The sequence below is a fragment of the Pseudomonas sp. Irchel s3a10 genome (genome assembly GCF_900187525.1).
GTDB lineage: Bacteria > Pseudomonadota > Gammaproteobacteria > Pseudomonadales > Pseudomonadaceae > Aquipseudomonas > Aquipseudomonas koreensis_G.
Genome location: NZ_FYDR01000002.1, coordinates 646022 through 670739 on the forward strand (window position 1 = coordinate 646022; position 24718 = coordinate 670739).

Annotated in this window: 22 protein-coding genes; 12 read left to right on the top strand and 10 right to left on the bottom strand. The window is 61.4% G+C overall.

Annotation, left to right across the window (positions count from 1 at the left end; genetic code table 11):
• Positions 1-29 precede the first annotated feature (29 nt).
• From CKW11_RS08465 to CKW11_RS08490, 6 genes are all read right to left on the bottom strand, one after another.
• Entirely contained in the window at positions 30-218 is a 189-nt protein-coding gene (locus tag CKW11_RS08465; RefSeq protein ID WP_095137166.1) for a hypothetical protein, read from the bottom strand.
• 392 nt (positions 219-610) lie between these two features.
• A complete protein-coding gene (fabB, locus tag CKW11_RS08470; protein WP_007957797.1) occupies positions 611-1831 on the bottom strand; it encodes a beta-ketoacyl-ACP synthase I in 1221 nt (406 codons plus the stop codon).
• A gap of 11 nt (positions 1832-1842) precedes the next feature.
• Entirely contained in the window at positions 1843-2358 is a 516-nt protein-coding gene (gene fabA / locus CKW11_RS08475; RefSeq protein WP_003227150.1) for a 3-hydroxyacyl-[acyl-carrier-protein] dehydratase FabA, read from the bottom strand.
• A 247-nt stretch (positions 2359-2605) separates the two neighbouring features.
• The gene (locus CKW11_RS08480) at positions 2606-4510 is read right to left on the bottom strand and encodes a response regulator (protein ID WP_095137167.1); all 1905 of its coding nucleotides are present in this window, start codon (positions 4508-4510) and stop codon (positions 2606-2608) included.
• Complete coding sequence (locus tag CKW11_RS08485; RefSeq protein ID WP_095137168.1) at positions 4507-5439, bottom strand: ABC transporter substrate-binding protein; 933 nt, start codon at positions 5437-5439, stop codon at positions 4507-4509. The genes CKW11_RS08480 and CKW11_RS08485 overlap by 4 nt, the downstream gene beginning before the upstream one ends.
• 1 nt (position 5440) lies before the next feature.
• The gene (locus CKW11_RS08490) at positions 5441-7564 is read right to left on the bottom strand and encodes a TonB-dependent siderophore receptor (protein ID WP_095137169.1); all 2124 of its coding nucleotides are present in this window, start codon (positions 7562-7564) and stop codon (positions 5441-5443) included.
• Positions 7565-7760: 196 nt separating this feature from the next.
• Between CKW11_RS08490 and CKW11_RS08495 the strand changes: the two genes are divergently transcribed.
• From CKW11_RS08495 to CKW11_RS08535, 9 genes are all read left to right on the top strand, one after another.
• Complete coding sequence (locus CKW11_RS08495) at positions 7761-8786, top strand: NAD(P)H-dependent glycerol-3-phosphate dehydrogenase (RefSeq protein ID WP_007968955.1); 1026 nt, start codon at positions 7761-7763, stop codon at positions 8784-8786.
• 18 nt (positions 8787-8804) lie between these two features.
• Positions 8805-9152 carry a DUF4389 domain-containing protein gene (locus CKW11_RS08500; RefSeq protein WP_095137170.1) on the top strand — a complete coding sequence of 116 codons (348 nt, stop codon included), beginning with the start codon at positions 8805-8807 and terminating at the stop codon, positions 9150-9152.
• Positions 9149-9601, top strand: coding sequence for a phosphohistidine phosphatase SixA (gene sixA / locus CKW11_RS08505; RefSeq protein WP_095137171.1), 453 nt, complete (start codon positions 9149-9151; stop codon positions 9599-9601). Before CKW11_RS08500 ends, sixA begins: the two co-directional genes overlap by 4 nt.
• A 160-nt stretch (positions 9602-9761) precedes the next feature.
• Positions 9762-11417, top strand: a complete 1656-nt coding sequence (locus CKW11_RS08510) for an AMP-binding protein (protein WP_095137172.1) — start codon at positions 9762-9764, stop codon at positions 11415-11417.
• A 31-nt stretch (positions 11418-11448) separates the two neighbouring features.
• Positions 11449-11892, top strand: a complete 444-nt coding sequence (locus CKW11_RS08515) for a hotdog fold thioesterase (RefSeq protein WP_027612314.1) — start codon at positions 11449-11451, stop codon at positions 11890-11892.
• A 209-nt stretch (positions 11893-12101) separates the two neighbouring features.
• On the top strand, positions 12102-12908 hold the full coding sequence (locus tag CKW11_RS08520) for an alpha/beta fold hydrolase (RefSeq protein ID WP_095137173.1): 807 nt from the start codon (positions 12102-12104) through the stop codon (positions 12906-12908).
• Complete coding sequence (locus CKW11_RS08525; RefSeq protein ID WP_095137174.1) at positions 12905-13759, top strand: alpha/beta hydrolase; 855 nt, start codon at positions 12905-12907, stop codon at positions 13757-13759. Before CKW11_RS08520 ends, CKW11_RS08525 begins: the two co-directional genes overlap by 4 nt.
• 115 nt (positions 13760-13874) lie before the next feature.
• Positions 13875-14681 carry a DUF4892 domain-containing protein gene (locus tag CKW11_RS08530; RefSeq protein ID WP_095137175.1) on the top strand — a complete coding sequence of 269 codons (807 nt, stop codon included), beginning with the start codon at positions 13875-13877 and terminating at the stop codon, positions 14679-14681.
• 69 nt (positions 14682-14750) lie between these two features.
• Positions 14751-15791, top strand: coding sequence for an AI-2E family transporter (locus tag CKW11_RS08535; RefSeq protein ID WP_095137176.1), 1041 nt, complete (start codon positions 14751-14753; stop codon positions 15789-15791).
• Positions 15792-16797: 1006 nt separating this feature from the next.
• Here the strand turns inward: CKW11_RS08535 and xopAW are convergent.
• The 3 genes from xopAW to CKW11_RS08555 form a co-directional block, all read right to left on the bottom strand.
• Positions 16798-17652: an EF-hand domain-containing protein gene (gene xopAW, locus CKW11_RS08545; protein WP_095137178.1), complete on the bottom strand. Its 855-nt coding sequence runs from the start codon at positions 17650-17652 to the stop codon at positions 16798-16800.
• A 234-nt stretch (positions 17653-17886) separates the two neighbouring features.
• On the bottom strand, positions 17887-18930 hold the full coding sequence (locus CKW11_RS08550) for a HAMP domain-containing sensor histidine kinase (RefSeq protein ID WP_095137179.1): 1044 nt from the start codon (positions 18928-18930) through the stop codon (positions 17887-17889).
• Positions 18930-19691, bottom strand: coding sequence for a response regulator (locus CKW11_RS08555; RefSeq protein WP_371260451.1), 762 nt, complete (start codon positions 19689-19691; stop codon positions 18930-18932). The genes CKW11_RS08550 and CKW11_RS08555 overlap by 1 nt, the downstream gene beginning before the upstream one ends.
• Before the next feature lie 283 nt (positions 19692-19974).
• On the opposite strand from CKW11_RS08555, the gene pyrF reads away from it, so the two are divergent.
• Complete coding sequence (pyrF, locus tag CKW11_RS08560; protein WP_047295723.1) at positions 19975-20673, top strand: orotidine-5'-phosphate decarboxylase; 699 nt, start codon at positions 19975-19977, stop codon at positions 20671-20673.
• Positions 20674-20794: 121 nt separating this feature from the next.
• Here the strand turns inward: pyrF and CKW11_RS08565 are convergent, their stop codons facing one another.
• On the bottom strand, positions 20795-21799 hold the full coding sequence (locus CKW11_RS08565; RefSeq protein WP_095137180.1) for an NADP-dependent oxidoreductase: 1005 nt from the start codon (positions 21797-21799) through the stop codon (positions 20795-20797).
• A gap of 238 nt (positions 21800-22037) precedes the next feature.
• Between CKW11_RS08565 and CKW11_RS08570 the strand changes: the two genes are divergently transcribed.
• Together CKW11_RS08570 and CKW11_RS08575 are read left to right on the top strand one after the other, a co-directional pair.
• On the top strand, positions 22038-22799 hold the full coding sequence (locus CKW11_RS08570) for an SDR family oxidoreductase (protein WP_003227117.1): 762 nt from the start codon (positions 22038-22040) through the stop codon (positions 22797-22799).
• Positions 22800-22992: 193 nt separating this feature from the next.
• Positions 22993-24345 carry a PLP-dependent aminotransferase family protein gene (locus CKW11_RS08575; protein ID WP_095137181.1) on the top strand — a complete coding sequence of 451 codons (1353 nt, stop codon included), beginning with the start codon at positions 22993-22995 and terminating at the stop codon, positions 24343-24345.
• Positions 24346-24718: the final 373 nt, after the last annotated feature.

The following is a 24718-nucleotide window of genomic DNA, read 5'->3' on the forward strand; positions in this document are numbered from 1 at the left end:
AGCTCCCTCGCCACAGGTTCAATATTTGCCTAAGCGGATTTCAGATCCCGCTGCTGTTCCTGCAGTTCCAGTTCGGCCTTGTAGTTGTGGGCGTCGATCTCGTTGTGGAACATGCCGACCAGCAAGTCTTGTTGATGCACATCCCAGATGCGGATACCGGCGGCTACGCCTTCGTGGGACATGTGTGAATCGTCGCGTTCAGTTACTTTTACAGTCATCTGCTAGCTCCAAATCTCAAGTTATCTGCAGCAAGGCGTGTGCAGGACTCTTTTATATGATTTGTTAGCTTGCTAAGTAAACGCTTGATTTGCGCAAGGTGTTGTTGCGGTTTTTGCAACAGTGCTGCAGCCCGCGTAATCCGCGACATTCGGTCGCAGGGCGGTAAGTTTCATGACAGAAGTTTCATTTTCAGGCGCACTGATATCCCCTATGGGAGCGGGCTTGCTCGCGAATGCGGAGTATCAGTCGCCGTCTTCATACCTGACTCACCGCTTTCGCGAGCAAGCCCGCTCCCACAAGGGATAGTGGTGTGCCTGGCGACTTTCTTCAGATGAAAAAAAACGCCCCGAACCAGTCGGGGCGTTTTCATGTGTGGCTCAGCAGCGGAGAATTACTTGCCTTCCCAGCGCTTCAGCACCAGCGTGGCGTTGGTGCCGCCGAAGCCGAAGCTGTTGCTCATCACGGTGTTGATGGTGGCGTTCTCGCGGGTCTTGGTCAGCACCGGCAGATCGGCCACTTCAGGGTCCAGTTCGTCGATGTTGGCGGAACCGGCGATGAAGTTGCCTTCCATCATCAGCATGCAGTAGATCGCTTCGTGAACACCGGCGGCGCCCAGCGAGTGACCGGACAGGCTCTTGGTCGAGCTGATCGCAGGAGCCTTGTCGCCGAACACTTCACGCACACCTTTCATTTCCGCGACGTCGCCGACCGGAGTCGAGGTACCGTGGGTGTTCAGGTAGTCGATCGGGGTGTCGACGGTGGACAACGCCTGCTGCATGCAGCGGATTGCGCCTTCGCCGCTCGGCGCAACCATGTCATAGCCGTCGGACGTCGCGCCGTAGCCAACGATTTCGGCGTAGATCTTCGCACCACGGGCCAGAGCGTGTTCCAGCTCTTCAACCACGACCATGCCGCCACCGCCAGCGATGACGAAACCGTCACGGTCGGCGTCGTAGGCGCGGGAGGCTTGTTCCGGGGTGTCGTTACGCTTGCTGGACAGGGCGCCCATCGCGTCGAACAGGAACGACTGGCTCCAGTGCTCTTCTTCACCGCCACCGGCGAAGACGATGTCCTGCTTGCCCATCTGGATCTGTTCCATGGCGGTACCGATGCAGTGAGCACTGGTGGCGCAGGCAGAAGCGATGGAGTAGTTCAGGCCCTTGATCTTGAACGGCGTGGCCAGGCACGCGGAAACGGTGCTGCTCATGGTCCGCGTTACACGGTATGGGCCAACGCGCTTCACGCCTTTCTCGCGCAGGATGTCCAGCGCTTCCATCTGGTTCAGGGTCGACGCGCCGCCCGAGCCGGCGATCAGGCCGGTACGCGGGTTGGACACTTGCTCTTCGGTCAGGCCGGAGTCAGCAATGGCGTCTTTCATGGCCAGGTAGGCGTAAGCCGCTGCGTGGCCGACGAAACGATAGATCTTGCGATCGATCAGTTCTTCAAGGTTGAGGTCGATGGAGCCGGAAACCTGGCTACGCAGACCCATTTCAGCATATTCCGGGTTGAACCGGATGCCAGGGCGGCTTGCACGCAGGTTAGCGGAGACGGTCTCTTTGTCATTGCCCAGGCACGAAACAATGCCCAGACCAGTGATAACGACGCGGCGCATGCGAATAACCCTTAGAAGTTGTCAGTGGAGGTGAACACGCCGACGCGAAGGCCTTCGGCGGTGTAGATTTCGCGACCGTCGACAGTTACCGAACCATCGGCGATGGCCAGGTTCAGCTTGCCTTTGAGGACGCGTTTGATATGAATGTTATAGGTGACTTTCTTGGCGGTCGGCAGGACCTGGCCGAAGAATTTCACTTCGCCCGAACCCAGCGCACGGCCACGGCCCGGCAGGCCTTGCCAGCCCAGGAAGAAGCCGACCAGTTGCCACATGGCGTCCAGACCCAGGCAGCCCGGCATTACCGGATCGCCCTCGAAGTGGCACGCGAAGAACCACAGGTCAGGGTTGATATCCAGCTCGGCGACCAATTCACCTTTGCCGTACTTGCCGCCTTCTTCGCTGATCAGGGTGATGCGATCCACCATCAGCATGTTCGGGGCGGGCAGTTGCGCGTTACCTGGGCCGAACAGCTCACCACGACTGCAGCGCAGCAGGTCTTCCCGAGTAAAGGCGTTTTGTTTGGTCATGCGAGCTCCTCAATAATCCCATGCGGCAGGTGGGGCAAATCTTCCCGGCCGATCGACGCGTTCATGCCTCGTACCGGCAGCCTACTCATAGACTATTGCGTTGTGGTGAAAGTCACAGCACCAAGGACATGAATGTACACTTGTGCACTGAAATTTTTATTCAAGCCTCTTTTGAGGCTTGTTCGGGTGCCTAAGACTGCCGCACTTTCGCTTTTCACGCCAGTCGCAGATGGTCGAAAAACCGTCACTACTGCACCCAGCGCTGCAGAATCTGTTGTAGGTCATTGCGTTTGAACGGCTTCGCCAGGTAATCGTTCATGCCCGCCGACAGGCAGGTTTCACGGTCGCCCTGCAAGGCGTTGGCGGTCAGCGCGATGATCGGCACCTCGCCGCGTCCGGGCAGTTGGCGGATCTGCCGGGTCGCCTCGTAACCGTCGATGATCGGCAACCGGCAGTCCATCAGAATCACTTCGAAATCATTGCCTTCGGCGCTGCGCACTGCTTGCGCGCCATCGTTGGCGACGCTGACGGTAAACCCAAGGCTGCGCAGCATGGCTTCGATGACTGTCTGGTTGACCGGATTGTCCTCCACCAGCAGCACATTGCGCCCTTCACCATGCCCGTTGCCATTGGCCGCGCGCGGTGCAGCCAGTTGCGGCAACGTCTGCTTATATAAGGCCAGCGGGATTTCCAGAGTGAACACCGATCCCAGGCCTTCTTCACTTTGCGCGCGCAACGTCCCGCCCATGCGTTCGGCCAGGGTGCGGGCGATCGGCAGGCCGAGGCCGGTGCCGCCATAGCGCCGGGAAATTGAACTGTCGGCCTGCTGGAAGGCGTTGAACATCAACTCCAGACTTTCCGAGGAGATGCCGATGCCGCTGTCGCGCACGGAACAGGTGAACCACAGCAGTTCGTGATCCAGCGACTGCCACTGCGCCTCGATGCTGACCCGGCCGCGCTCGGTGAACTTCAACGCGTTGCCCACCAGGTTGACCAGAATCTGCCGGATCCGCGTCGGGTCGCCCTGCACCTGCAAGTCGCGCATGTCCTCGGGGATTCGCAGATTCAGGTCCAGGCCACGCTGCACCGCGCTGTGCTGGAACGACTGGGCGCAAGCGCCGATCAGGTCGGCGAGGTTGAACGGGATGTGCTCCAGTTCCAGCTCCGAGCGTTCGATCCGCGAGAAGTCGAGGATGTCATTGATGACTTTCAGCAGATGTTCGGTGGACTCCGAAGCAAGCGCCGCGTACTCGATCTGCTCCTCAGTCATGTCCGTGGTTTCCAGCAACTGCAACATGCCCAGCACACCGTTCATGGGGGTGCGCAGTTCGTGGCTCATCATCGCCAGAAAATCGGATTTGGCGTTGTTGGCCTTTTCCGCTTCCTCGCGGGTCTGGATCAGTTGCGCCATCGCCTGATGTTGTTCGCGACTGGCCTGTTCCAGTGCCTGGGCGAGGTTGTTGATGTGCTGCGACAGCGCGCCCAATTCAGTGTCGTCGACGATTGGCAGCGGGGTCTTGTAGTCGCCTTGCTGTATCGCCTTGACCGCGTTGCCGATATCGCGAATCGGCGCCGACAGGCTGCCGGCCAGACGCCGCGCCAGAACAAAAGTGAAGAGCAGGGCAAACAACGCCAGAATCCCGGCCTTGAGCAGAATTTCCTGCTGGCGCTGACTGAAGGCATCGTTGGACAGGCCGACGATCACCCGGCCCAGATAGTCCTCGCTGGTGACGTTATTGCTGGCTTTGGCGTCGTGGAAAAAATCGCTGTTGAGGGCGATCCGTTGCAGGCGCACCGGGGCCTGGAACACCTCGACCTGATGCGGGCGGTTGTGCGCGTCGGCGGCTTGCTCAACATAGGCGAGAATCCGGTTGGCGCTGTCCTGCACTTCCAGAAAGCGCACGTTCGGAGTCGCCAGGGTCGCTTTGAGCAGACTTTCCAGCACTTCGTTGTTGCCGGAAATCACCCCGTATTCGGTGGCGGGTGCCAGTTGGTTGGCGATCAATTGCCCGGTGTGATTGAGCTCCTGACGTAGATCCTGAATCCGCACGAAGGTAAAGAAGCTGATCAGCAGCAGCGTGAGCAGCAGGGCCGGGCCGAGGCTGATCAATTGCGTGCGGGTGTTGATGTCCCAGCGGCGACGCAGATTCATGGGGGGCTTTCTCCTTCAGCCAACTGACGGGCTACAGACGCTTCATCGATTGGCTCGATACCCAGGGAACGAGCGACCTGCACATTACTTGAGACCTTGAAACGATCAGGGTAGAGCGTGCGCGGCCACGTTGCCGGCGGGCGATCCAGCAACTGATCGAGGATCGCCAGCCAGTCGGTCTGATCGCTGTAAGTGCTGGCGAGGCTGCCGGCACGCACGAACGCCGCGTTCGGCCCGACCAGCGCCACTTGCCGGGAGTAACTGCTGAGCAGCAGGTTTTTCGCGGTTTTCGGGTTGTACAGATCGGGATCGTCGAGGCCCAGCAACACGTCACTGTTTCTCAGCACGCTTTGCAACGGGCGACTGTCCTGGGTGTTGTCCCAACGCTGGCTGACGATTTGCAGATTCAGCGGCGCTGCGGCCTGATGCAGCTCCTTGAGCAGGAATTCGCTGTGTTGGTCGAACAGCACGCCGACCCGCCGCACCTGCGGCAGAATCCGCCGAATCAGTTGCAGTTGCCGCCCCAGCGGCGGGTCGCTCCACAGCAGACTCAAGTGCGGCGGTTGTGCGCCACCCAGGCGTTGCCGCGCTTGCAGTCGGCTGATGCGCAACACCAGCGTCGCCGGGCCTTGGGGCTCCTGCAGGCGCCAGTCGAGGCTGGGCAGATCGAGCAGAATCATCCGCAAATTGCTCGGCAACTTGCCCGGTGCCGGCAGGCTGGCCAGCGGCTGGAACCGCACGTTGTCGGTGGGACGCAGCTCGCTCAGGGCCTGGACGAAGGCCTGCACCCCGGGGCTTTCTTCGGCGCCGGTCAACAGAATGTCTGCGGCTTGCACCGCCACGCCGTGCAGCCACGCGGTCAAAAACAGACAGACACCCGCCAGCCAGTGGCCGAGGGTTGGCGTCTTGTTTGGCGTGGCGTAGCGCACCCTAGAACTCCAGCTCGGCGCTGAAGTACAGCACCCGGCGTTCGTCGTAATTGTTGTCGACGAAAGTGGTCGGTTCATTGTCGAGCCGCTGCTGCAGCACGCCGGCCAGTTGCAGTTGGGCTTTGCCCAGCGGGATGCGTTTGGCGATGCGCGTGTCGACCCGTTCGAAGCGGTAGCCGTTGAGCGCGTTGTCGCCGTAATAGAACAGGGCGCTGTTCCAGCCGTGGCCCCAGTCGCGCAGCCAACCGGCAGAACCGCTGTTGCGCGCAGTGAATTGCTGATCCAGCGGGTTGCTCGCCTCGGCGTCGACGAAGGCGTAGGTGAAGCGCAGGCGATCGATCATGCTCAGGCGCCAGTCGAGCTGGGTTTCGGTGCCGCGAAAGCGCGAGCTGTTGGCGTTGCTGGCGATGTACTGGTTGTTACGCAGCGGCTCGCTGATCATCCCGGTGATTTCGTCGTAGAACAGCTTCACGTCCACGGCCAGGCCCAGCTCGGCGAAATAGCCGTTGTAGCCCAACTCGCGCGAGCGCATGTGTTCCTGATCGAGATTGCCCGGGCCACGGGTCTTGACGAAGTAGCGCGCCGAAGACTGGCCATAGGCGGACGGCCGCAGGTTGCTTACCTGATAGCTCCAGTTGACGTTGTTCTCGAACATGTCCGGCGAACGGATCGCCTCCGAGTACACCGCGCGCAGGCCATGGCGTGGGTTGATCAGATAGTTGACGGCGAAGCGGGGCGTCAGCGAATTGCCGATCAGTTGGGTGTCTTCGAACATGGCGCCGCCCTGCAGCAGCCAGTGTTCACTGGCGCGCCACTCCAGTTGGCCGAACGCGCGCCAGGTGGTGTCGTCCAGCGTGCCGTTGAAGTAGGTCTCGGAGTCGGCCCGGTCGTAACGATAGTTCAGGCCACTGACCAGCCGCAGACTGTCGGACAGGCTGAGGGTGTCCTGCAATTCGAGGTCGTAGCGCGACTCGCGGGCGCTTTGGTCGATGTCGCCGCACAGGGTCTGGCTGGCACCGTTGCGCCATTGATCCAGCACTTGATTGGCGAGGGCCATCTCCTGCGGGGTGCCGGCTTCCGGACCGGGGCCGGTGAAGCGGGTGATGTTGCGTGCCAGCCGTTCGGTGTAGTTCGGGTTGAGCTGCCACAGTTGGGTCAGTTGCGGGCTGAACGACACTTCGGCATCACAGGCGCGCCACACCTGCTGGCGATCCCAGTGTTGGGCCGAGCCCTGTATATAAAGGCTGTGTTCGGGATTGATGTCGAGATTCCAGCGCACCGAGCCGGCGTAATCCTTGGCGACCACGTCGGAATTGTTCCCGGCAGCGGTAATCCCCGAGAACACCGGGCGGTAGGTGTAGGGCCGCTGGTTGCTGCCGTCCTTCGCGTTGATCTGCCAATCGAGGCTCTGGTTGTCGCTCAGTGTCTGGCTGACCGCGAGGCTGAAGCGGTTCAAGCGGCGGCTGTCGCGATAATCGGCGCCCGTGCGGTCGCTGTCGAAGCCATCGTCTTCCTGGCCGGACAGCGACAGGCGCAGGTCGCCACCAATCCACCCCGTGCCCTGGCTGGCATAGAAATCGTTGATGCCGCGCTGGCCACGGGTGTACTTCAGGCGCGTGCCGTGGCTGTCCGCCGGGTTGCGGGTGATGATGTTGACCACTGCCATCAGCGCGTTGGCGCCGTAGCTGACGGTGTTCGGCCCACGGAAAACCTCGATCCGTTCGATGTCCTCCATTGCTACCGGAATATCGCTCCAGTCCACCGTGGCCAGTCCCGCGCGGTACACCGAGCGGCCATCGATCAGCACCTGCATGCGCCGCGCTTCGCTGGCGTTGGTTCCGTGATAATTGACCGCAGCCTGATTGCCGTTGATGTTGCCGACCATCATCCCCGGCACCAGCCGCAGTAACTCGCTGATGTCCCGCGCACCGCTGGCGTTGATCAGCTCACTGTCGAGCACGGTCATGCTCCCCGGCACTTCCGCCGGTGTCTGTTTCAGGCGCGTAGCCGTCAGCACCTGCGGCAGCGTTTCGCTGTCGACAAACAGATCGTCCGCCTGCAACACCGGGCTGAACAGTAGCGCCAGCAGCAGTGACGAACGCGAGGGGGGAGAGCCAAAAGACACGGCACGGCCTTGATCGCAAAGAATTGGCGCGCATGTTAACCGAGGACAGTGACTTTTCCAGTCACGATGCGGGCATTTTCCTCGGCTTTATTGGTCTTCTTCCTACAAGTGTCGGTAATTGACGCAGGGGCTGGCCGCGCTCCGGTCGCCCCGTATAATGCCGGCATCGCCACTGGTATGGATTAACGGATTGCATATGACTGAACAGCGCCCGATTGCGGTCCTGGGAGGCGGAAGTTTTGGTACCGCCGTGGCCAACCTTTTGGCCGAGAACGGCCATCAAGTCCGGCAGTGGATGCGTGACCCCGAGCAGGCCGAGGCCATCCGGGTCAACCGCGAGAACCCGCGTTACCTCAAAGGCATCAAGATTCTGCCGGGAGTGACTGCGGTCACTGACCTGCAGGCAACCCTCGACGCCTGCGAGCTGTGCTTCGTCGCACTGCCGTCGAGCGCATTGCGCACGGTGCTGGCTGCCCACGCCGAGCGCCTGAGCGGCAAAATGCTGGTCAGCCTGACCAAGGGCATCGAAGCCCACACCTTCAAACTGATGAGCCAGATCCTCGAAGAGATCGCCCCGCAGGCGCGCATCGGCGTGCTGTCCGGGCCGAATCTGGCGCGGGAGATCGCCGAGCATGCGTTGACCGCCACCGTGGTCGCCAGCGAAGACGAAGAGTTGTGCAAACAGGTGCAGGCTGCGCTGCATGGTCGCACCTTCCGCGTTTACGCCAGTGCTGACCGTTTCGGCGTCGAGCTGGGCGGGGCGTTGAAAAACGTTTACGCGATCATCGCCGGCATGGCGGTGGCGCTGGAGATGGGCGAGAACACCAAAAGCATGCTGATCACCCGTGCGTTGGCCGAGATGACGCGTTTTGCGGTGAATCAGGGCGCCAACCCGATGACCTTCCTCGGTCTGGCCGGGGTCGGTGATCTGATCGTCACCTGCTCGTCGCCGAAGAGCCGCAACTACCAGGTCGGCTTTGCTCTCGGTCAGGGCTTGAGCCTTGATGAAGCGGTGTCGCGTCTGGGCGAAGTCGCCGAAGGCGTGAACACCCTGAAGGTGCTCAAGGCCAAGTCCCAGGAGGTTGGCGTGTACATGCCGCTGGTCGCCGGGTTGCACGCGATTCTGTTTGAAGGACGCACGCTGGAGCAGGTGATCGGTCTACTGATGCGTGCCGAGCCGAAAACCGACGTCGACTTTATTTCTACCAGCGGTTTCAACTGATTCAACAGGAAGCGAGCCATGAACGATCCGAAAACCGAAGCCAAGTACGAATCCATTCTCCTGCGGGTGTTGTGGATGATCGTCTACGTGCTGGTCTGGCAAGTGGCGCAGTTCATCCTCGGCGCCGTCGTGCTGGTGCAACTGATCTATCGTTTGATTTACGGCGCCCCGAGCGCCAGCCTGATGAATTTCGGCGACAGCCTGAGCCAGTTCCTCGCGCAGATTGGCCGTTTCGGCAGCTTTCACAGCGATCAGAAACCCTGGCCGTTCGCCGACTGGCCGACCCCGCGTACCCCGGAAGGCGAAGCGCCGCACGCCGTGCCGCCAGCCCCGCACCCGGCCCGCGATGAGGAACCCAAGCTATGAAACTCTGGGTATTGCGTCACGGCGAGGCGGTGCCTTATGGCTCGTGCCCCGATTCCGAGCGGGAACTGACCGAGCACGGTCGCCAAGAGGCGTTGAGCAGTGCGGCCCGGTTGATCGGTCAGCCGCTGACGGCGATCTATGCCAGCCCTTATCTGCGTGCGCAACAGACCGCACAGATTGTCCGCGAAGCGCTCGGGTTCGAGCCGGAGATTCGTACCGTCGAATGGCTGACCCCGGAGACCGATCCGGACAAGGTCACCGATCAACTGGTGTCGGTGAGCAATGTGCTGCTGGTCAGCCATAACCCGCTGGTGGGCAATCTGCTGAGCTATCTGCAGCATGGCGCCGGGTATCCGCCGGAGAAGGTCGGTACGGCGGGGTTGGCCGAGCTGGAAAGTCCTGAACTGCTGATCGGCTCGATGACCCTCAACAGCCTCAAGCATCCTTAACAGCAAAAGATCGCAGCCTGCGGCAGCTCCTACAGAGACCTGTGTAGGAGCTGCCGCAGGCTGCGATCTTTTGATCTTGTTTCTTTTGGTAAAAAATCCAACCAAGCACTTGCTTGGTTGACTACGCTTGCTCCAGACCCAAAAAACAGGAGCGAGTCGCATGTCTGCCGCCTTCCGTTTGCCGCTGGACGTGTTCTACGAGCGTGAGGCCCGGCACCCGCGCCAGCGTTTTCTGGTGCAGCCCATCGGTGGCGGGCAGGTCGAGACCCTGACCTGGGCCGACGTCGGTCATCAAGCGCGTTGCGCCGCGCACTGGCTGCGCGCGCGGGAATTACCGCAGGGCAGCCATATCGCGCTGATCTCGAAAAACTGCGCGCACTGGATCATTGCCGATCTGGCGATCTGGATGGCCGGGCACGTCTCGGTGCCGCTGTATCCCAACCTCACCGCCGATTCGGTGAATCAGGTGCTGACGCATTCGGAAAGTGTGCTGGCGTTCATCGGTAAGCTTGATGACTGGCCGGGCATGTCCGTCGGTGTGCCGGCGGATTTGCCGACCATCAGCCTGCCGCTGCACCCGCTCGGCGAGTTCGATTTCAGTTGGGATGACCTGCAAAAAAGCTCGCCGATCCAGGACGATCCGCGTCCTGCGGCCGAGCAACTGGCAACCATCATCTACACCTCCGGCACCACCGGGCTGCCTAAAGGTGTGATGCACAGCTTTGCCAATCTGGGGTTTGCCACGACTCGCGGCACGCAACTGTTCGGGCTTAACGAGCAAGACCGGTTGCTGTCGTACCTGCCGCTGTGCCATGTCGCCGAACGCATGTTCGTTGAGCTGGCCTCGATCTACACCGGGCAAACGGTGTTCTTTGCCGAAAGCCTCGACACCTTCATTACCGATCTGCGCCGGGCGCGGCCCACGGCGATGTTCGGCGTGCCGCGGATCTGGACCAAATTCCAGATGGGCGTGTACGGCAAGATCCCGGCCAAGCGCCTGGATTTCCTGCTCGGCCTGCCATTCATTGGCAAGCGGGTCGGGCACAAGGTGCTGGCCGGGCTGGGGCTTGATGCCTTGCGCGTCGCCCTGTCCGGCGCGGCGCCGGTGCCACAGACCTTGCTCAGTTGGTATCAGAAACTCGGCCTCGATGTGCTGGAGGTCTATGGCATGACCGAGAGTTGCGGCTACTCGCACATCTGCCTGCCGGGCCAGTACAAACAGGGCTGGATCGGCAAACCGTGCCCGGAGGTCGAGGTGCGAATCGACGAGTCCGGCGAGGTGCAGGTGCGCAGTCAGGCGAACATGCTCGGCTATTTCAAGGAGCCGCAGAAAACTGCGGAGACCCTCACCGAGGACGGTTTTCTGCGTACCGGCGACAAGGGCGAGCAGGATGCCGAGGGCCGCTTGCGCCTGACCGGCCGGCTCAAGGAAATCTTCAAGACCAGCAAAGGCAAATACGTCGCCCCGGCGCCGATTGAAAACCGGCTGGCGGTGCACTCGCGCATTGAGCAGGTCTGCGTGGTCGGCGATGGCCTGAGTGCGCCGCTGGGCTTGTGCGTACTGTCGACGGTCAATCAGGAGGAGGGGCGGGCCAGCCTGCATTCGAGCCTGGAAAAACTGCTCGAAGAGGTCAACGCCGTGCTCGACAAGCACGAGCGTCTGCGGCGGCTGGTGGTGGTCAAGGACAGCTGGGCGGTGGAAAACGGCTTTCTCACGCCGACCTTGAAGATCAAGCGCAATGTCATCGAAGACACCTACGGCGCGCGGTTTGAAGAATGGAGCGCGCGCAGCGAGGCGGTGCTGTGGCAGGATTGAGCGACGATCACAACAACAAAGGAAGCCTGCGATGAGCTTGTGGCGCACCACTCCGAACATCGAGCAGTTGAACGCAATCCAGAAAAACACCATCGGCGAAGTGCTGGATATCCGCTTCGAATCCTTCGACGAAGAATCGCTGACGGCGAGCATGGTCATCGACCACCGCACCCACCAGCCTTACGGTCTGCTGCACGGCGGCGCCTCGGTGGTGCTGGCGGAAACCGTCGGTTCGATGGCCAGCTACCTGTGCATCGATGCCAGCAAGTTTTACTGCGTGGGGCTGGAGATCAACGCCAACCATTTGCGCGGTTTGCGCAGCGGGCGGGTGACCGCGGTGGCCAAACCGATTCACATTGGTCGCACCACGCATGTCTGGGACATCCGTTTGACCAGCGATGAAGGCAAGGCCAGTTGTGTGTCGCGGTTGACCATGGCGGTGGTGCCATTGGGTGAGCAGCCACCGGCCCGGTGATCTGCTGAAGATCACAAGATCGTCCGATCGCGGCCCGAGCCTGCGACAGCTCCTACATTGGGATGTGTACCCTGTAGGAGCTGGCGCAGCCTGCGATCTTTTGCTTTTAACGACATCTCCATCACCATTTCTGGCAGTTATGGTCATTGCTGCGGATCCTGCTCTTACGGACAATCAACATCACGTTTCCCGTTCATGGATAAACCTGCATGTCGCAACCGATCTTTTTCACCCACGCCAACGGTTTTCCTTCGGGCACCTATGGCAAGTTGTTCGCGGCGCTGGCGCCCGAGTACCGGGTTGCGCATCTGGACGTGCATGCCCATGACCCACGTTTCCCGGCGGACGACAACTGGTACAACCTGGTCGACGAACTGATCCACCATTTGCAGCAACAGGATCAACCGGTGTGGGGTGTCGGCCATTCGTTTGGCGGCGTGTTGCACTTGCACGCAGCATTGCGCTGCCCTGAGCTGTATCGCGGCGTGGTCATGCTCGATTCGCCGGTGCTGACCCGCACCGACCAGTGGGTGATCCGCGCGGCCAAGCGCTTCGGCTTCATCGACAAACTGACCCCGGCCGGACGTACGTTGGGGCGGCGCGAAGAATTCGCCGATCTCGACACGGCGCGCAGCTACTTTGCCGGCAAGACCCTGTTTCGCGGTTTCGATCCGGAATGCTTCGATGCCTACCTGCAGCACGGATTGCATACGGTCGGCGACAAGTTGCGTCTGCGCTTCGACCCGGCTACCGAAATCAGCATCTATCGCGGCGTGCCGCACACCAGTCCCGGTCGCACGCGCCAATTGCAGGTGCCGCTGGCCGTGGTGCGCGGGCACAAGAGTCGCGTGGTCATGCGCCATCACACCCGATTTGTCGGGCGCCTGCCGCAGGGTGAAGCACTGAGCATGCCGGGCGGGCACATGTTTCCGCTCGAACGTCCGCAAGACACGGCGCGCCTGCTCAAAGAGCTGTTTACGCGCTGGGAGCGCCGCCAACACAAGGACTGCGCATGAGCCCGACCTTCGAAGAAGTGCGCCTGAGCCTGCCGCATATCGAACTGGCGGCGCACTTGTTCGGCCCCGAGGACGGTCTGCCGGTGATCGCCCTGCATGGCTGGCTCGACAACGCCAACAGCTTTGCGCGCCTGGCACCCAAGCTCAAAGGCCTGCGCATTATTGCCCTGGACATGGCCGGGCACGGGCATTCCGGGCATCGACCCAACGGCGCCGGTTATGCGCTGTGGGACTACGCCCACGATGTGCTGCAGGTTGCCGAGCAACTGGGCTGGAAGCGCTTCGGCCTGCTCGGGCATTCGATGGGCGCCATCGTTTCGCTGGTGCTGGCCGGTTCGTTGCCGGAGCGCGTCAGCCACCTGGCGTTGATCGACGGGGTGATTCCTCCTACGGACAAAGGCGAAAATGCCGCCGAGCGCATGGGCATGGCCCTGCAGGCGCAGCTGGATCTGCGTGAGAAGCGCAAACCGGTCTACAACACCCTCGACCGCGCCATCGAAGCGCGGATGAAGGGTTTGGTAGCGGTCAGTCGTGAAGCCGCCGAACTGCTGGCGCAACGCGGTTTGATGCCGGTGCCCGGCGGTTATACCTGGCGCACTGATAATCGGCTGACTCTGCCATCGCCGTTGCGCCTGACGCAGGAGCAGGCGATGGCTTTCGTCCAGCGCATCACCTGTCCGGCGCAACTGGTGGTCGCCGCCGACGGCATGCTGGCCAAACATCCTGAGTTGCTGGAGCGTCTACCCTTTAGCCAGGAACAGCTGGCGGGCGGGCATCATTTGCACCTGAACGATGAGTCCGGTGCCGACCTTGTCGCAGACTGTTTCAATCGGTTCTTCGCCATTCCTTGACTTGCACCGGGCAACTGTCGAGGCTGGGCGGGTTGAAATGGGAGACAAACACGATGGATTTCTATACTGCTGCGACCCCGACCCGCCAAGCCATGCCGATCCGATGAGCCTGACTATGCGGTCACTCAGTCTGTTGGCGCTGTGCTGTTTCAGTCCCGTTCTATTCGCTGCCGATGTGCCAGGTAGTCAGGATCTGCAGATCGTGCCACGTCTGGCCGATGCGCAGATTGTTGACTATCGCCCTCCTGTGGAGCTTGAGCGAATCTATCCGCTGGGCTCGATCCGCAAGATCAGCGGCCAGTTGCGCTTTGACGGCCAGGTCACGGCGCGCGGCCAGACCACTTCGGTCACTTACGAGTTGCCGCCGGAGCATTCCGCCACCGAGGCCTTCACCGCCGCCCGCCAAGCTCTGCAAAAGCAGGACGCCGAGTTGCTGTTCTGGTGTCAGGCCCGCGATTGCGGCGAAAGCAGCCTGTGGGCCAATGAAGTGTTCGGCAACGCCAAGCTGTACGGTGCCGATGAGCAACAGGCCTATCTGCTGTTGCGTCTGGCCGCACCGAAGGACAACACCCTGGTGGCGCTCTACAGCATCACCCGCGGCAATCGCAAAGCCTACCTGCATGTCGAGCAGTTCGAAGCGGGCGCGCCGCTGGGCGAGTTGCTGCCGACCTCGGCGACGCTGTTGCGACAGCTCAAAAGTACCGGCGAACTGGACTTTCCCAAGCTGACCGGCGATCCGGATGACACTTGGTTACGGCTGATTTCCCGTGGCTTGAACCTCGACACCACCCAACGCGTGACGATTGCCGGACCCAAGGCCGAGGCCTGGCGTCAGGCACTGATCGGTCAGGGTGTGCGGGCGGCGCGGATGGAGGCGGGGAGCGCCGACGGCTCTGGCCTGCGCATCGATCTGTTGCGATAAGCTGCATCGGGCGTGCATGCGTGGCGTGTTCGCCTACTCTTTGACCGACTGACTTCTTCGAGACTTTACATGCTCAATAACGATCGGCTGTTGGTGCAAATCCTCCTGCTGGTGCTGTTCGGTGCCAGCCTGTGGGTGATGGCGCCGTTCTGGTCGGCGCTGTTCTGGGGCGCGGTGCTGGCGTTCGCCAGTTGGCCGCTGATGCGTCTGCTGACCCGCTGGCTCAATGGCCGCGAATCACTTGCCGCAGCTATTTTGACCCTGGGCTGGATGTTGCTGGTGGCTGCGCCGCTGGTGTGGCTGGGGTTCAACCTGGCCGATCATGTGCGCGATGCCACGGCGTTCATCAAGGATGTGCAGGTCGATGGTCTGCCGGAAGCGCCGGCCTGGCTCGGCAGCGTGCCATTGGTGGGCGAGCGGCTGGTGGGGATCTGGAACAGCATCGATCAGCAGGGCGCGGCGTTGATGGTGTCGATCAAACCGTATCTGGGGCAGGTGGGTAACTGGTTGCTGGCGCGCAGTGCGCAGATCGGCGGCGGGATTCTCGAGCTGACCCTGAGCATTGTCTTCGTGTTCTTTTTCTATCGCGACGGGCCGCGCTTGGCGGCGTTTGTGCACGGTCTGCTGCAGCGCCTGATCGGCGAGCGAGCCGGGTATTACATCGAGCTGGTGGCCGGCACCGTACAGCGGGTGGTCAACGGGGTGATCGGTACGGCGGCGGCGCAGGCGGTTCTGGCGTTGGTCGGGTTCCTGATTGCCGGGGTCCCGGGGGCGCTGGTGCTGGGGATCGTGACCTTTCTGTTGAGTCTGATTCCGATGGGGCCGCCGCTGGTGTGGATTCCGGCGACGGCCTGGCTGGCGTGGAAGGGCGAGTACGGGATGGCGGTGTTTCTTGGGATCTGGGGGACGTTCATCATCAGTGGCGTGGATAACGTGTTGAAGCCTTATCTGATCAGCCGCGGTGGGAATCTGCCGTTGGTGATTGTGTTGCTCGGGGTGTTTGGCGGGTTGATTGCGTTTGGGTTTATCGGGTTGTTTATCGGGCCTACGTTGTTGGCGGTGGCTTATAGTTTGTTGACGGATTGGAGTAAGAGTCAGGCTCGGGTTTAGGCGTCGCGGCAGGCTTTTTTGGGATTGCGGGCATATCCGTTGCTTCGGGTGTTGCGGCTGGCGGTTTCGCCCTTACGGCGAGTCACTTTTGACAAACGCCTCAAAAGTAACCAAAAAGTCTTGCCCCAACGTTCGGCCCTCGCCGGGGCTCGGGTTCCTTCGCTCCGTGATTCATCCGGGGGCATCGCCTCCGGTTTGCTTCGCTGCACCTCCTCTCGATGCGTTCGACTTCGTCGAACGGTCGCTGCGCTCCCACCCCCGGATAAATCCCTCCACTCAGCCTGCCGACGGGGCCGGCACGGCAAGATCAAGAGCTTTCGGCGAGCTGACACTCGGCCATTGAGTGGGGCGGCTTCGCCGCGTGCGGTGCATACAGTTAAAAATTGTGGGAGCCAGCCTGTTGGCGATGGCGGCCTGACAGCCGACCAGTTTCCAACTGACCACCCCCAATCTAACTGTGGGAGCGGGCTTGCTCGCGAAGGCGGCCTTATAGCCGAACAATCTCCAACTGAATGCACTCCATCCAATTGTAGGAGCCAGCCTGCTGGCGATGGCGGCCTTATAGCCGAACAATCTCCAACAGAATGCACTCCATCCAACAGTAGGAGCCAGCCTGCTGGCGAAGGCGGCCTTTATAGCCGACCAATTTCCAACTGAATAAACCCATTCCCACTGTGGGAGCGAGCTTGCTCGCGAAGGCGGCCTTATAGCCGACCAATTTCCAACTGAATGCACTCCATCCAACAGTAGGAGCCAGCCTGCTGGCGATGGCGGCCTTATAGCCGACCAATTTCCAACTGAATAAACCCATTCCCACTGTGGGAGCGGGCTTGCTCGCGAAGGCGGCCTTATAGCCGAGCAATCTCCAACTGAATGCACTCCATCCAATTGTAGGAGTGAGCCTGCTCGCGAAGAGGCATATCATGCAACCAGCCTCTCACGGCCACACTCAAATGACCGTTCCCACACCGCTGCATGGAAACGATCACCCCATCACGACATAAGGTCAGGTCGCCACATTCAGGTACTTGCCCACCGACGCAGCATTGTCCAGCGAGTACTGTTTGCTCAAGTTGGCAATCATCCGGTTCAGCGCTTCGCTGGTGGTCTGGGTACTGGTGGTCTGTTCTTCGGGCGGGTGATCCCGACCTGCCTGTAGCGCCGCTTTCAGTTCGTCGCTGCTCACGCCGCCACTGCTGTCGCTGTCCAGTACCTTGAGCAGTGCAGCGCTTGTGTCGGTGCTGGTTGTCGAGGTGCTGTCGCTGGTCTGCAGGGCGCTGCTCAGTTCAGTCGTGCTGATGCTGCCGTCGCCATCGGCATCCAGTTGGCTGAACAGTTCGTCGCTGGAGGCTTGTTGCGGCGGTGGTGGCGGTGGTGGGGTGAGGCTGGCGGTGAGTTCGTCCTGGCTGACGGTGCCATCCTTGTTCTTGTCCAGGGCCGAGAAGATTTGGTTGCCGTCGGCACTGCTGCCGGCGCTGGTCAGGCCGTTGCTCAATTCGTCGCTGCTGATGGCGCCGTCGCCATCGGCGTCGAGGGCGCTGATCAGGGCGTCGGCGAGGTCGGTGTTCGGTGCTTGATCCTGAGGTGGCGGAGGAGGGGCCATCGCGGTCATTTCTTCGGCGCTGAGGCTGCCGCTGGCGTCGCTGTCCAAATCGCCGAATTGCTTGCTCAGGTTGACCAGCAGGCCGTCGTCGGACTTCTGCGACAGAGCGCTTTTCAGTTCGTCCTGGTCCACCGCGCCGTCGCCGTTGCTGTCGAGTTTGGCGAACAGCTGCTTTTGCAATTGCTGGCTGCGGGCGTTCTGGGTGGAGGTGCTGCTGGTGCTGTTATAGCTCGTGTAATTGCTGACGCTACCGATCATGGGCTCACTCCTTGGACTGTAGAACCGGTGGGTGTACCGGCTTGTGCAGACTCAAGGGGCAAGTTGTCCTGGGTGTTTTGGCTTTGTACCGGTGGGTATACACGATGGAGTGAACACCACTGAAACCTGTGAGAGCGGGCTTGCTCGCGAAGGCGGCCGATCATTCAACACAGAAGTCGACTGACACACCGCTTTCGCGAGCAAGCCCGCTCCCACGGGGGATAGGTGTGTTTCTTAAGTGCGCGGCAGGCGGATGATTGCGGTCAGGCCGCCGCCCGGGGTTTCTTCCAGATTCAATTGTCCACCCAAACGCTGCGCTGCCTCGCGGGCGATGGTCATGCCCAGGCCGACGCCGCCGGAGTTGCGGTTGCGTGAGCCTTCCAGGCGATAGAACGGTTCGAACACCGCCTCGCGTTTGTCTTCGGCAATGCCCGGGCCGTGATCGATTACGCGGATCAGCAATTGCTCGCGCTGATCCTGCAGTTCGATGCGTGCCTGTCCGGCGTAGCGCAGGGCGTTGTCCATCAGGTTGTTGATGCACGAGCGCAGTGCCATCGGCTGCACCTGCAGCGGCGCACAATGGCCGCTGACTTCAACGTCCGCACCTTGATCCTGAGCGTTCTCGCACAGCGATTCGACCAGCGCCTGCACATCCATCAACTGCAAGGCCTCGCTGGTGCGCTGTTCGTGCAGGTAGGTGAGGGTGGCGTCGAGCATGCCGATCATGTCGTTGAGGTCTTGGCGCATCTGGCCTTGCAGTTTGTCGTCGTCGATTTTTTCCAGACGCAGCTTCAATCGCGACAGCGGCGTGCGCAGGTCGTGGGAGACGGCGCCGAGCATGCGTGCCCGTTGCTGCACCTGTTCGCGGATGCGTTGTTGCATCAGGTTGAAGGTGTGCGCCGCTTGTCGGGCTTCACGCGGGCCGGACTCGTCCAGCGGCGGGCTGTCGAGGTTCTCGCTGAGGCGTTCGGCGGCGTCGCTCAGGCGCTGGATAGGCCGGGTGAGCAGTTTGGCGCCGTACCACGCAGCGATCATCAGCGAGATGAACTGGAAGGTCAGCGGCACCAGCGGTCCGCCGAACCACGGACGCGGCGGGCGATGGGCGAAACGCGGATCCGGCGGCGGCCGCTGGCCGTCGACACTCTCGGCGAACTCCGGCGGGGGCGGCGGCGGGCCGTAGTGGTGAAACCAGGCAAAGGCCAGCAGGTGCGCGAGGACGATCGCCACGAACAGCATGCCAAACAGGCGGCCGAACAGCGTGTCGAAGCGCGCTCGCATCAGCCGATGTCTCGCGCATCGAACAGGTAACCTTCACCGCGCACGGTTTTGATCAACTGTGGTGCTTTTGGATCGTCGCCGAGTTTTTGCCGCAGGCGCGACACCAGCAAATCGATGCTGCGGTCGAACGCTTCAATCGAACGGCCACGGGCGGCGTCCAGCAGTTGTTCGCGGCTGAGTACCCGGCGCGGGCGCTCGATGAACACCCAGAGCAGGCGGAATTCGGCGTTGGACAGCGGCACCACCAGGCCATCGTCGGCGATCAACTGCCGCAGCACACTGTTCAGGCGCCAGTTGTCGAAGCGAATGTTGGCGCGCTGTTCGGTGCGGTCATCGCGAACCCGACGCAGGATGGTCTGGATCCGCGCCACCAGTTCCCGTGGCTCGAACGGTTTGGCCATGTAGTCGTCGGCGCCCAGTTCCAGGCCGATGATGCGATCGGTGGGTTCGCAGCGGGCGGTGAGCATCAGGATCGGGATGTCCGATTCGGCGCGCAGCCAGCGGCACAGCGACAGGCCGTCTTCGCCGGGCAGCATCAGGTCGAGCACCACCACGTCGAAATGCTCGGCCTGCATCGCCTGACGCATGGCCGCGCCGTCGGTGACGCCGCTGGCGTGGATGTTGAAACGGGCCAGGTAGTCGATCATCAATTCGCGGATCGGCACATCGTCATCGACGATCAGCGCGCGGATGCTCCAGCGTTTGTCGTCTTTCTGCTCATCAGTCACGGTGGTCTGGGTGTTGTGCATGGGGCTGTTCATCTGCCAGTAGGCCGCCAACCACAAAGATGGGCTGCGAGGTGGTGGTTTCAGCATAGGCGTCCTGCCGTGAGGCGGGAAGTGCTGATGTAAGGACGTGTTGCGGCTGGCGAGGCTAGCGCGGGCGCTTGTTGGCGGCGTGTCGGTTGTGTATCGGGTTCGACACAATAGCCGCGAGCGTTATGCTGATCACGGTTGCGGCGACGATTTACCGATCATCGGGTGCCGCGCCGTCGCCGCTTCCGCTACAATGCGCGCCGATTTCGACTTGCCTGAGAGCCCATCCATGTCCGCCTGCCAGACTCCTATCATCGTCGCCCTGGATTTCCCCACCCGTGACGCCGCACTGAAGCTGGCCGACCAGTTGGACCCGAAACTGTGCCGGGTCAAAGTGGGCAAGGAACTGTTCACCAGTTGCGCCGCGGAAATCGTCGGCACCCTGCGTGATAAAGGCTTCGAGGTGTTCCTCGACCTGAAATTCCACGACATTCCCAACACCACCGCGATGGCGGTGAAAGCCGCTGCCGAGATGGGTGTGTGGATGGTCAACGTGCATTGCTCCGGTGGCTTGCGCATGATGGCGGCCTGCCGTGAAGAGCTTTCCAAGCGCAGCGGCCCGCAACCGTTGCTGATCGGTGTGACCGTGCTGACCAGCATGGAGCGCGAGGATCTGGCCGGTATCGGTCTGGACATCGAGCCGCAGGAGCAGGTGCTGCGCCTGGCCGCGCTGGCCGAGAAGGCCGGGATGGATGGTCTGGTGTGCTCGGCGCTGGAAGCCACCGCGCTGAAGTCGGCGCACCCGTCGCTGCAACTGGTGACCCCGGGGATTCGTCCGGCGGGCAGCGCGCAGGACGATCAGCGCCGCATTCTGACTCCGCGTCAGGCGCTGGATGCCGGTTCCGATTATCTGGTGATCGGCCGTCCGATCAGCCAGGCGGCAGATCCGGCCAAGGCACTGGCTTCGGTCGTGGCCGAACTGGCCTGATCAAACACCGCCGAACCCTGTAGGAGTGAGCCTGCTCGCGATAGCGGTATATCAGTGACATTGATTGTGACTGATACACCGCTATCGCGAGCAGGCTCACTCCTACAATTGTTTCGGTGGCTTACACCTTCAGCACCAACTTGCCGAAGTTCTCCCCCCTGAACAGTTTCATCAGCGTCTCCGGGAACGTTTCCAATCCTTCGACAATATCTTCCTTGCTCTTGAGCTGCCCCTTGGCCATCCAGCCGGCCATTTCCTGCGCGGCACTGGCGTACTGCGCGGCGTAGTCCATCACCACAAAGCCTTCCATGCGTGCACGGTTGACCAGCAGCGACAGATAGTTGGCCGGGCCCTTGACCGCTTCCTTGTTGTTGTACTGGCTGATGGCGCCGCAGATCACCACCCGGGCTTTCGGCGCCAGACGGCTGAGCACGGCGTCGAGGATCTCGCCGCCGACGTTATCGAAATACACGTCAACGCCTTTCGGGCACTCACGCTTGAGCCCGGCCAGTACGTCTTCGTGCTTGTAATCGATGGCGCCGTCGAAGCCCAGTTCGTCGATCAGGTATTTGCACTTGTCGGCGCCCCCGGCGATGCCCACCACCCGGCAGCCTTTGATCTTGGCGATCTGCCCGGCAATGCTGCCCACCGCCCCGGCAGCCCCGGACAGCACCACGGTGTCACCGGCCTTCGGTGCGCCCACATCGAGCAAAGCGAAGTAGGCGGTCATGCCGGTCATGCCCAGCGCGGACAGATACACCGGCAGCGGTGCCAGTTTCGGATCGACCTTGTAGAAACCTCTGGGCTCGCCAAGGAAATAATCCTGCACACCGAGGGCGCCGTTGACGTAGTCGCCGACGGCAAAGCCCGGGTTGTTCGAAGCGATGACTTTGCCGACGCCCAAGGCGCGCATGACTTCACCGATTTCTACTGGTGGGATGTAGGACTTGCCCTCGTTCATCCAGCCGCGCATGGCCGGATCGAGGGACAGGTATTCGTTCTTGACCAGAATCTGCCCTGTCGCCGGTTCGCCGACCGGTACTTCCTGGTAGGTAAAGGTCTCACGGGTGGCGGCGCCCACCGGGCGTTTGGCGAGCAGAAACTGGCGATTGGTCTGGCTGGTCATGGCAGGCACTCGAACTGAATGAAGCCTTGTTGATAGACCCTCGAGGCCAATGCTGCAAGGTCGGCTGATGCGGCGAATGCGCAATGATCCAGTGCAGTGATAGTCGCCCACAGGCTTTTATCACTGCGACGCATGAAGGCATAAACAGCCTTCTGATAGTGCTGACGCGGCACGGCCCTCGGTGACTATGCTGCGATTCTGCAAATCCCTCCTGCATCTCTCCTCCGAGGACATAACAATGAGCATGACGTTTTCCGGTCAGGTGGTCGTAGTCACTGGAGCGGCCAACGGTATTGGCCGGGCGACCGCCCAGGCATTCGCTGCCGAAGGTTTGAAAGTGGTGGTGGCCGATCTGGACGCGGCAGGGGGCGAAGGCACGGTGGCGCTGATTCGTACAGCCGGTGGCGAAGCGACCTTCGTGCGCTGCAACGTTACCGTCGAAAGCGAAGTGAAAAATCTGATGGACGAGGTGATCAATACCTACGGTCGCCTGGACTACGCCTTCAACAATGCCGGGATCGAAATCGAGCAGGGCAAGTTGGCCGACGGCTCGATGGACGAGTTCGACGCGATCATGGGCGTCAACGTCAAAGGCGTGTGGTTGTGCATGAAATATCAGTTGCCGCTGTTGCTCGCTCAGGGCGGCGGAGCGATCGTCAACACCGCCTCGGTGGCGGGGCTTGGCGCGGCACCGAAGATGAGCATCTATGCAGCGTCCAAGCATGCGGTGATCGGCCTGACCAAGTCGGCGGCGATCGAATACGCGAAGAAAAAAATCCGCGTCAACGCCGTGTGCCCGGCGGTGATCGACACCGACATGTTCCGCCGCGCCTACGAGGCTGACCCGAAGAAAGGCGAGTTCGCCAACGCGATGCACCCGGTGGGACGCATTGGCAAGGTCGAGGAAATCGCCAGCGCCGTGCTGTATCTGTGCAGCGATGGTGCGGCGTTTACCACCGGTCATTCCCTGGCGGTGGATGGCGGCGTCACGGCTTTCTGAATCCTGGTGGCAAGACTCGAAAAAACCCGCCTCAGTGCGGGTTTTCTTATTGCAGGGCGCCCGTTCCGTTAAACCACTAAACAATTTGTATCAAACGGTTAGAACAGCTGCTTTTGACGGCGTTGTCGCACAGCCTGAGCGACGCGGCTGTGATTTACTGCCGCCAGCAAAATGGACAGGAGTTTGCGTGCTCATGGAATTGAGAATTGACCGACAGGCAATGGTGCCGGTCGTACAGCAGATTGTTGATGGCATGACTGAGTGGATCTCGCGAAGCGGTGTGGCACCGAGCACGCGTTTGCCCTCCGTCAGGCAAATTGCGCGCTCCAATCTGCTGAGTCAGTCGTGTGTGGCCGAGGCCTGTGAACGGCTGGTGGCGCAAGGCGTTCTGGCCCCGCGTCAGGGCGCCGGATTCATGGTGGCCGCGCAGGGCGGTGGGGTGATCGGGATTGACTGCGGGCAGGCACATAGCGGGTTGAAACTCGGCGAGGGAGGCTTGCCGCAGAGCTGGCGTGAATCCGATGACCTGAGTTACGCGATCCGTCAGGTGGCCCGTACCGACATGGCGAGTCTGTTCAATTACAGCAGCCCTCTGGGGCTGCCGGCGTTACGCGAGCAGATTGTCAAACGCCTCAGGCTGATTGGCGTCGAGGCCCTGGATGAACAGGTGCTGACGACCTCCGGTGCCAGCCAGGCGCTTGATTTGCTCGCGCGCACGTTGTTAAAGGCCGGTGACTGCGTTGTCGTCGAAACCCCGGGCTACGCGCCGCTGTTCGAGCTGTTGCGCCTGTACGGCGTGCAGTTGCTGGAAGTGCGCCGCACGCCGAGCGGGCCGGATCCCCAGGCGCTGGAAGCGCTGTTGCGGCAGTTCCGGCCGGTCGCGATGTTCATCAACAGTCACCACCACAATCCCACCGGCTCTTGCCTGACTCTTGGCGTGGCACAACAGATCCTGCGCTTGTGCAACGCTCACGATGTGCGAGTGATTGAGGATGATGTCTACGCCGACCTGCACAATGGCAACGGCACTCGCCTGGCGGCACTCGATGAACGGGTGATCTATGTCGGCAGTTTTTCCAAGACACTGAGCAGCTCGCTGCGCGTCGGGTTTGTCTACGCCGAGCCAGCGCTGATTGCGCGGCTGGGGCGGGTCAAGATGATCAGTAGCATGGGCGCCTCGGGTTTCAATGAGGCGGTGCTGACCAGTCTTCTGGCCAATGGCGCCTATCGCAAAATGGTCCAGCGTCAGCGTCAACGGCTGAATACCGATCGGGTCGCCGCGTTGCAGGCGCTGGAAGATGCCGACTGGGAGGTCTTCGGTAAGCCATGTGGCGGCCTGTTCATCTGGGCCCGTGCCCCGCTGGGCGATACTGCGCGCTTGCACAGTCAGGCGCAGTGCAATGGTGTCAGCCTTTGCGACCCGGGGGCCTTCAGTCCGAGTGGCGAACCCAGTGAGTGGCAGCGGATCAATGTGGCCTATGCCTGTGATCCGAGGGCCCGGCAGTTTTTTCGCAGTACCGGTGCGAATCGACCTCAAGCGTTCTGAAAACGACGCGTGCGTAGCTTTTTGCCATTATTCCGCCGCCAGAGACTTGTGCTGCTCCATGGCCGTTGCGAATCTTCGGCAACAGACTTTGGCAGGGGACTACGCGCAATGATTTCCGCCGTGCAAGGACGTTTTGCCAACCTCGGTATGGCGAAGAAACTGGGTATCGGGTTCGTGCTGGTGCTGCTGTTGACCGCGCTGGTGGCCGCCATCGGGGTCTGGTCTCTGCAGAGCATCAGTCAGCGCTTCGATGGGCTGAAGCAGATGTCGTCGCTCAACAGTGCACTGCTCAAGGTGCGGCTGCTGGAGCAGGACTATGCCTTGCACAACAACCCGAAAACCGTCGATGCCTTGCGCGAAGGCATCGACGACT

Bases quoted from the DNA above. Each gene is read 5' to 3' on its own strand.
- CKW11_RS08465 (WP_095137166.1), bottom strand. From the start codon at position 218: ATGACTGTAAAAGTAACTGAACGCGACGATTCACACATGTCCCACGAA.
- fabB (WP_007957797.1), bottom strand. From the start codon at position 1,831: ATGCGCCGCGTCGTTATCACTGGTCTGGGCATTGTTTCGTGCCTGGGC.
- fabA (WP_003227150.1), bottom strand. From the start codon at position 2,358: ATGACCAAACAAAACGCCTTTACTCGGGAAGACCTGCTGCGCTGCAGT.
- CKW11_RS08480 (WP_095137167.1), bottom strand. From the start codon at position 4,510: ATGAATCTGCGTCGCCGCTGGGACATCAACACCCGCACGCAATTGATC.
- CKW11_RS08495 (WP_007968955.1), top strand. From the start codon at position 7,761: ATGACTGAACAGCGCCCGATTGCGGTCCTGGGAGGCGGAAGTTTTGGT.
- CKW11_RS08500 (WP_095137170.1), top strand. From the start codon at position 8,805: ATGAACGATCCGAAAACCGAAGCCAAGTACGAATCCATTCTCCTGCGG.
- sixA (WP_095137171.1), top strand. From the start codon at position 9,149: ATGAAACTCTGGGTATTGCGTCACGGCGAGGCGGTGCCTTATGGCTCG.
- CKW11_RS08510 (WP_095137172.1), top strand. From the start codon at position 9,762: ATGTCTGCCGCCTTCCGTTTGCCGCTGGACGTGTTCTACGAGCGTGAG.
- CKW11_RS08515 (WP_027612314.1), top strand. From the start codon at position 11,449: ATGAGCTTGTGGCGCACCACTCCGAACATCGAGCAGTTGAACGCAATC.
- CKW11_RS08520 (WP_095137173.1), top strand. From the start codon at position 12,102: ATGTCGCAACCGATCTTTTTCACCCACGCCAACGGTTTTCCTTCGGGC.
- CKW11_RS08525 (WP_095137174.1), top strand. From the start codon at position 12,905: ATGAGCCCGACCTTCGAAGAAGTGCGCCTGAGCCTGCCGCATATCGAA.
- CKW11_RS08530 (WP_095137175.1), top strand. From the start codon at position 13,875: ATGCGGTCACTCAGTCTGTTGGCGCTGTGCTGTTTCAGTCCCGTTCTA.
- CKW11_RS08535 (WP_095137176.1), top strand. From the start codon at position 14,751: ATGCTCAATAACGATCGGCTGTTGGTGCAAATCCTCCTGCTGGTGCTG.
- xopAW (WP_095137178.1), bottom strand. From the start codon at position 17,652: ATGATCGGTAGCGTCAGCAATTACACGAGCTATAACAGCACCAGCAGC.
- CKW11_RS08550 (WP_095137179.1), bottom strand. From the start codon at position 18,930: ATGCGAGCGCGCTTCGACACGCTGTTCGGCCGCCTGTTTGGCATGCTG.
- CKW11_RS08555 (WP_371260451.1), bottom strand. From the start codon at position 19,691: ATGAACAGCCCCATGCACAACACCCAGACCACCGTGACTGATGAGCAG.
- pyrF (WP_047295723.1), top strand. From the start codon at position 19,975: ATGTCCGCCTGCCAGACTCCTATCATCGTCGCCCTGGATTTCCCCACC.
- CKW11_RS08565 (WP_095137180.1), bottom strand. From the start codon at position 21,799: ATGACCAGCCAGACCAATCGCCAGTTTCTGCTCGCCAAACGCCCGGTG.
- CKW11_RS08570 (WP_003227117.1), top strand. From the start codon at position 22,038: ATGAGCATGACGTTTTCCGGTCAGGTGGTCGTAGTCACTGGAGCGGCC.
- CKW11_RS08575 (WP_095137181.1), top strand. From the start codon at position 22,993: ATGGAATTGAGAATTGACCGACAGGCAATGGTGCCGGTCGTACAGCAG.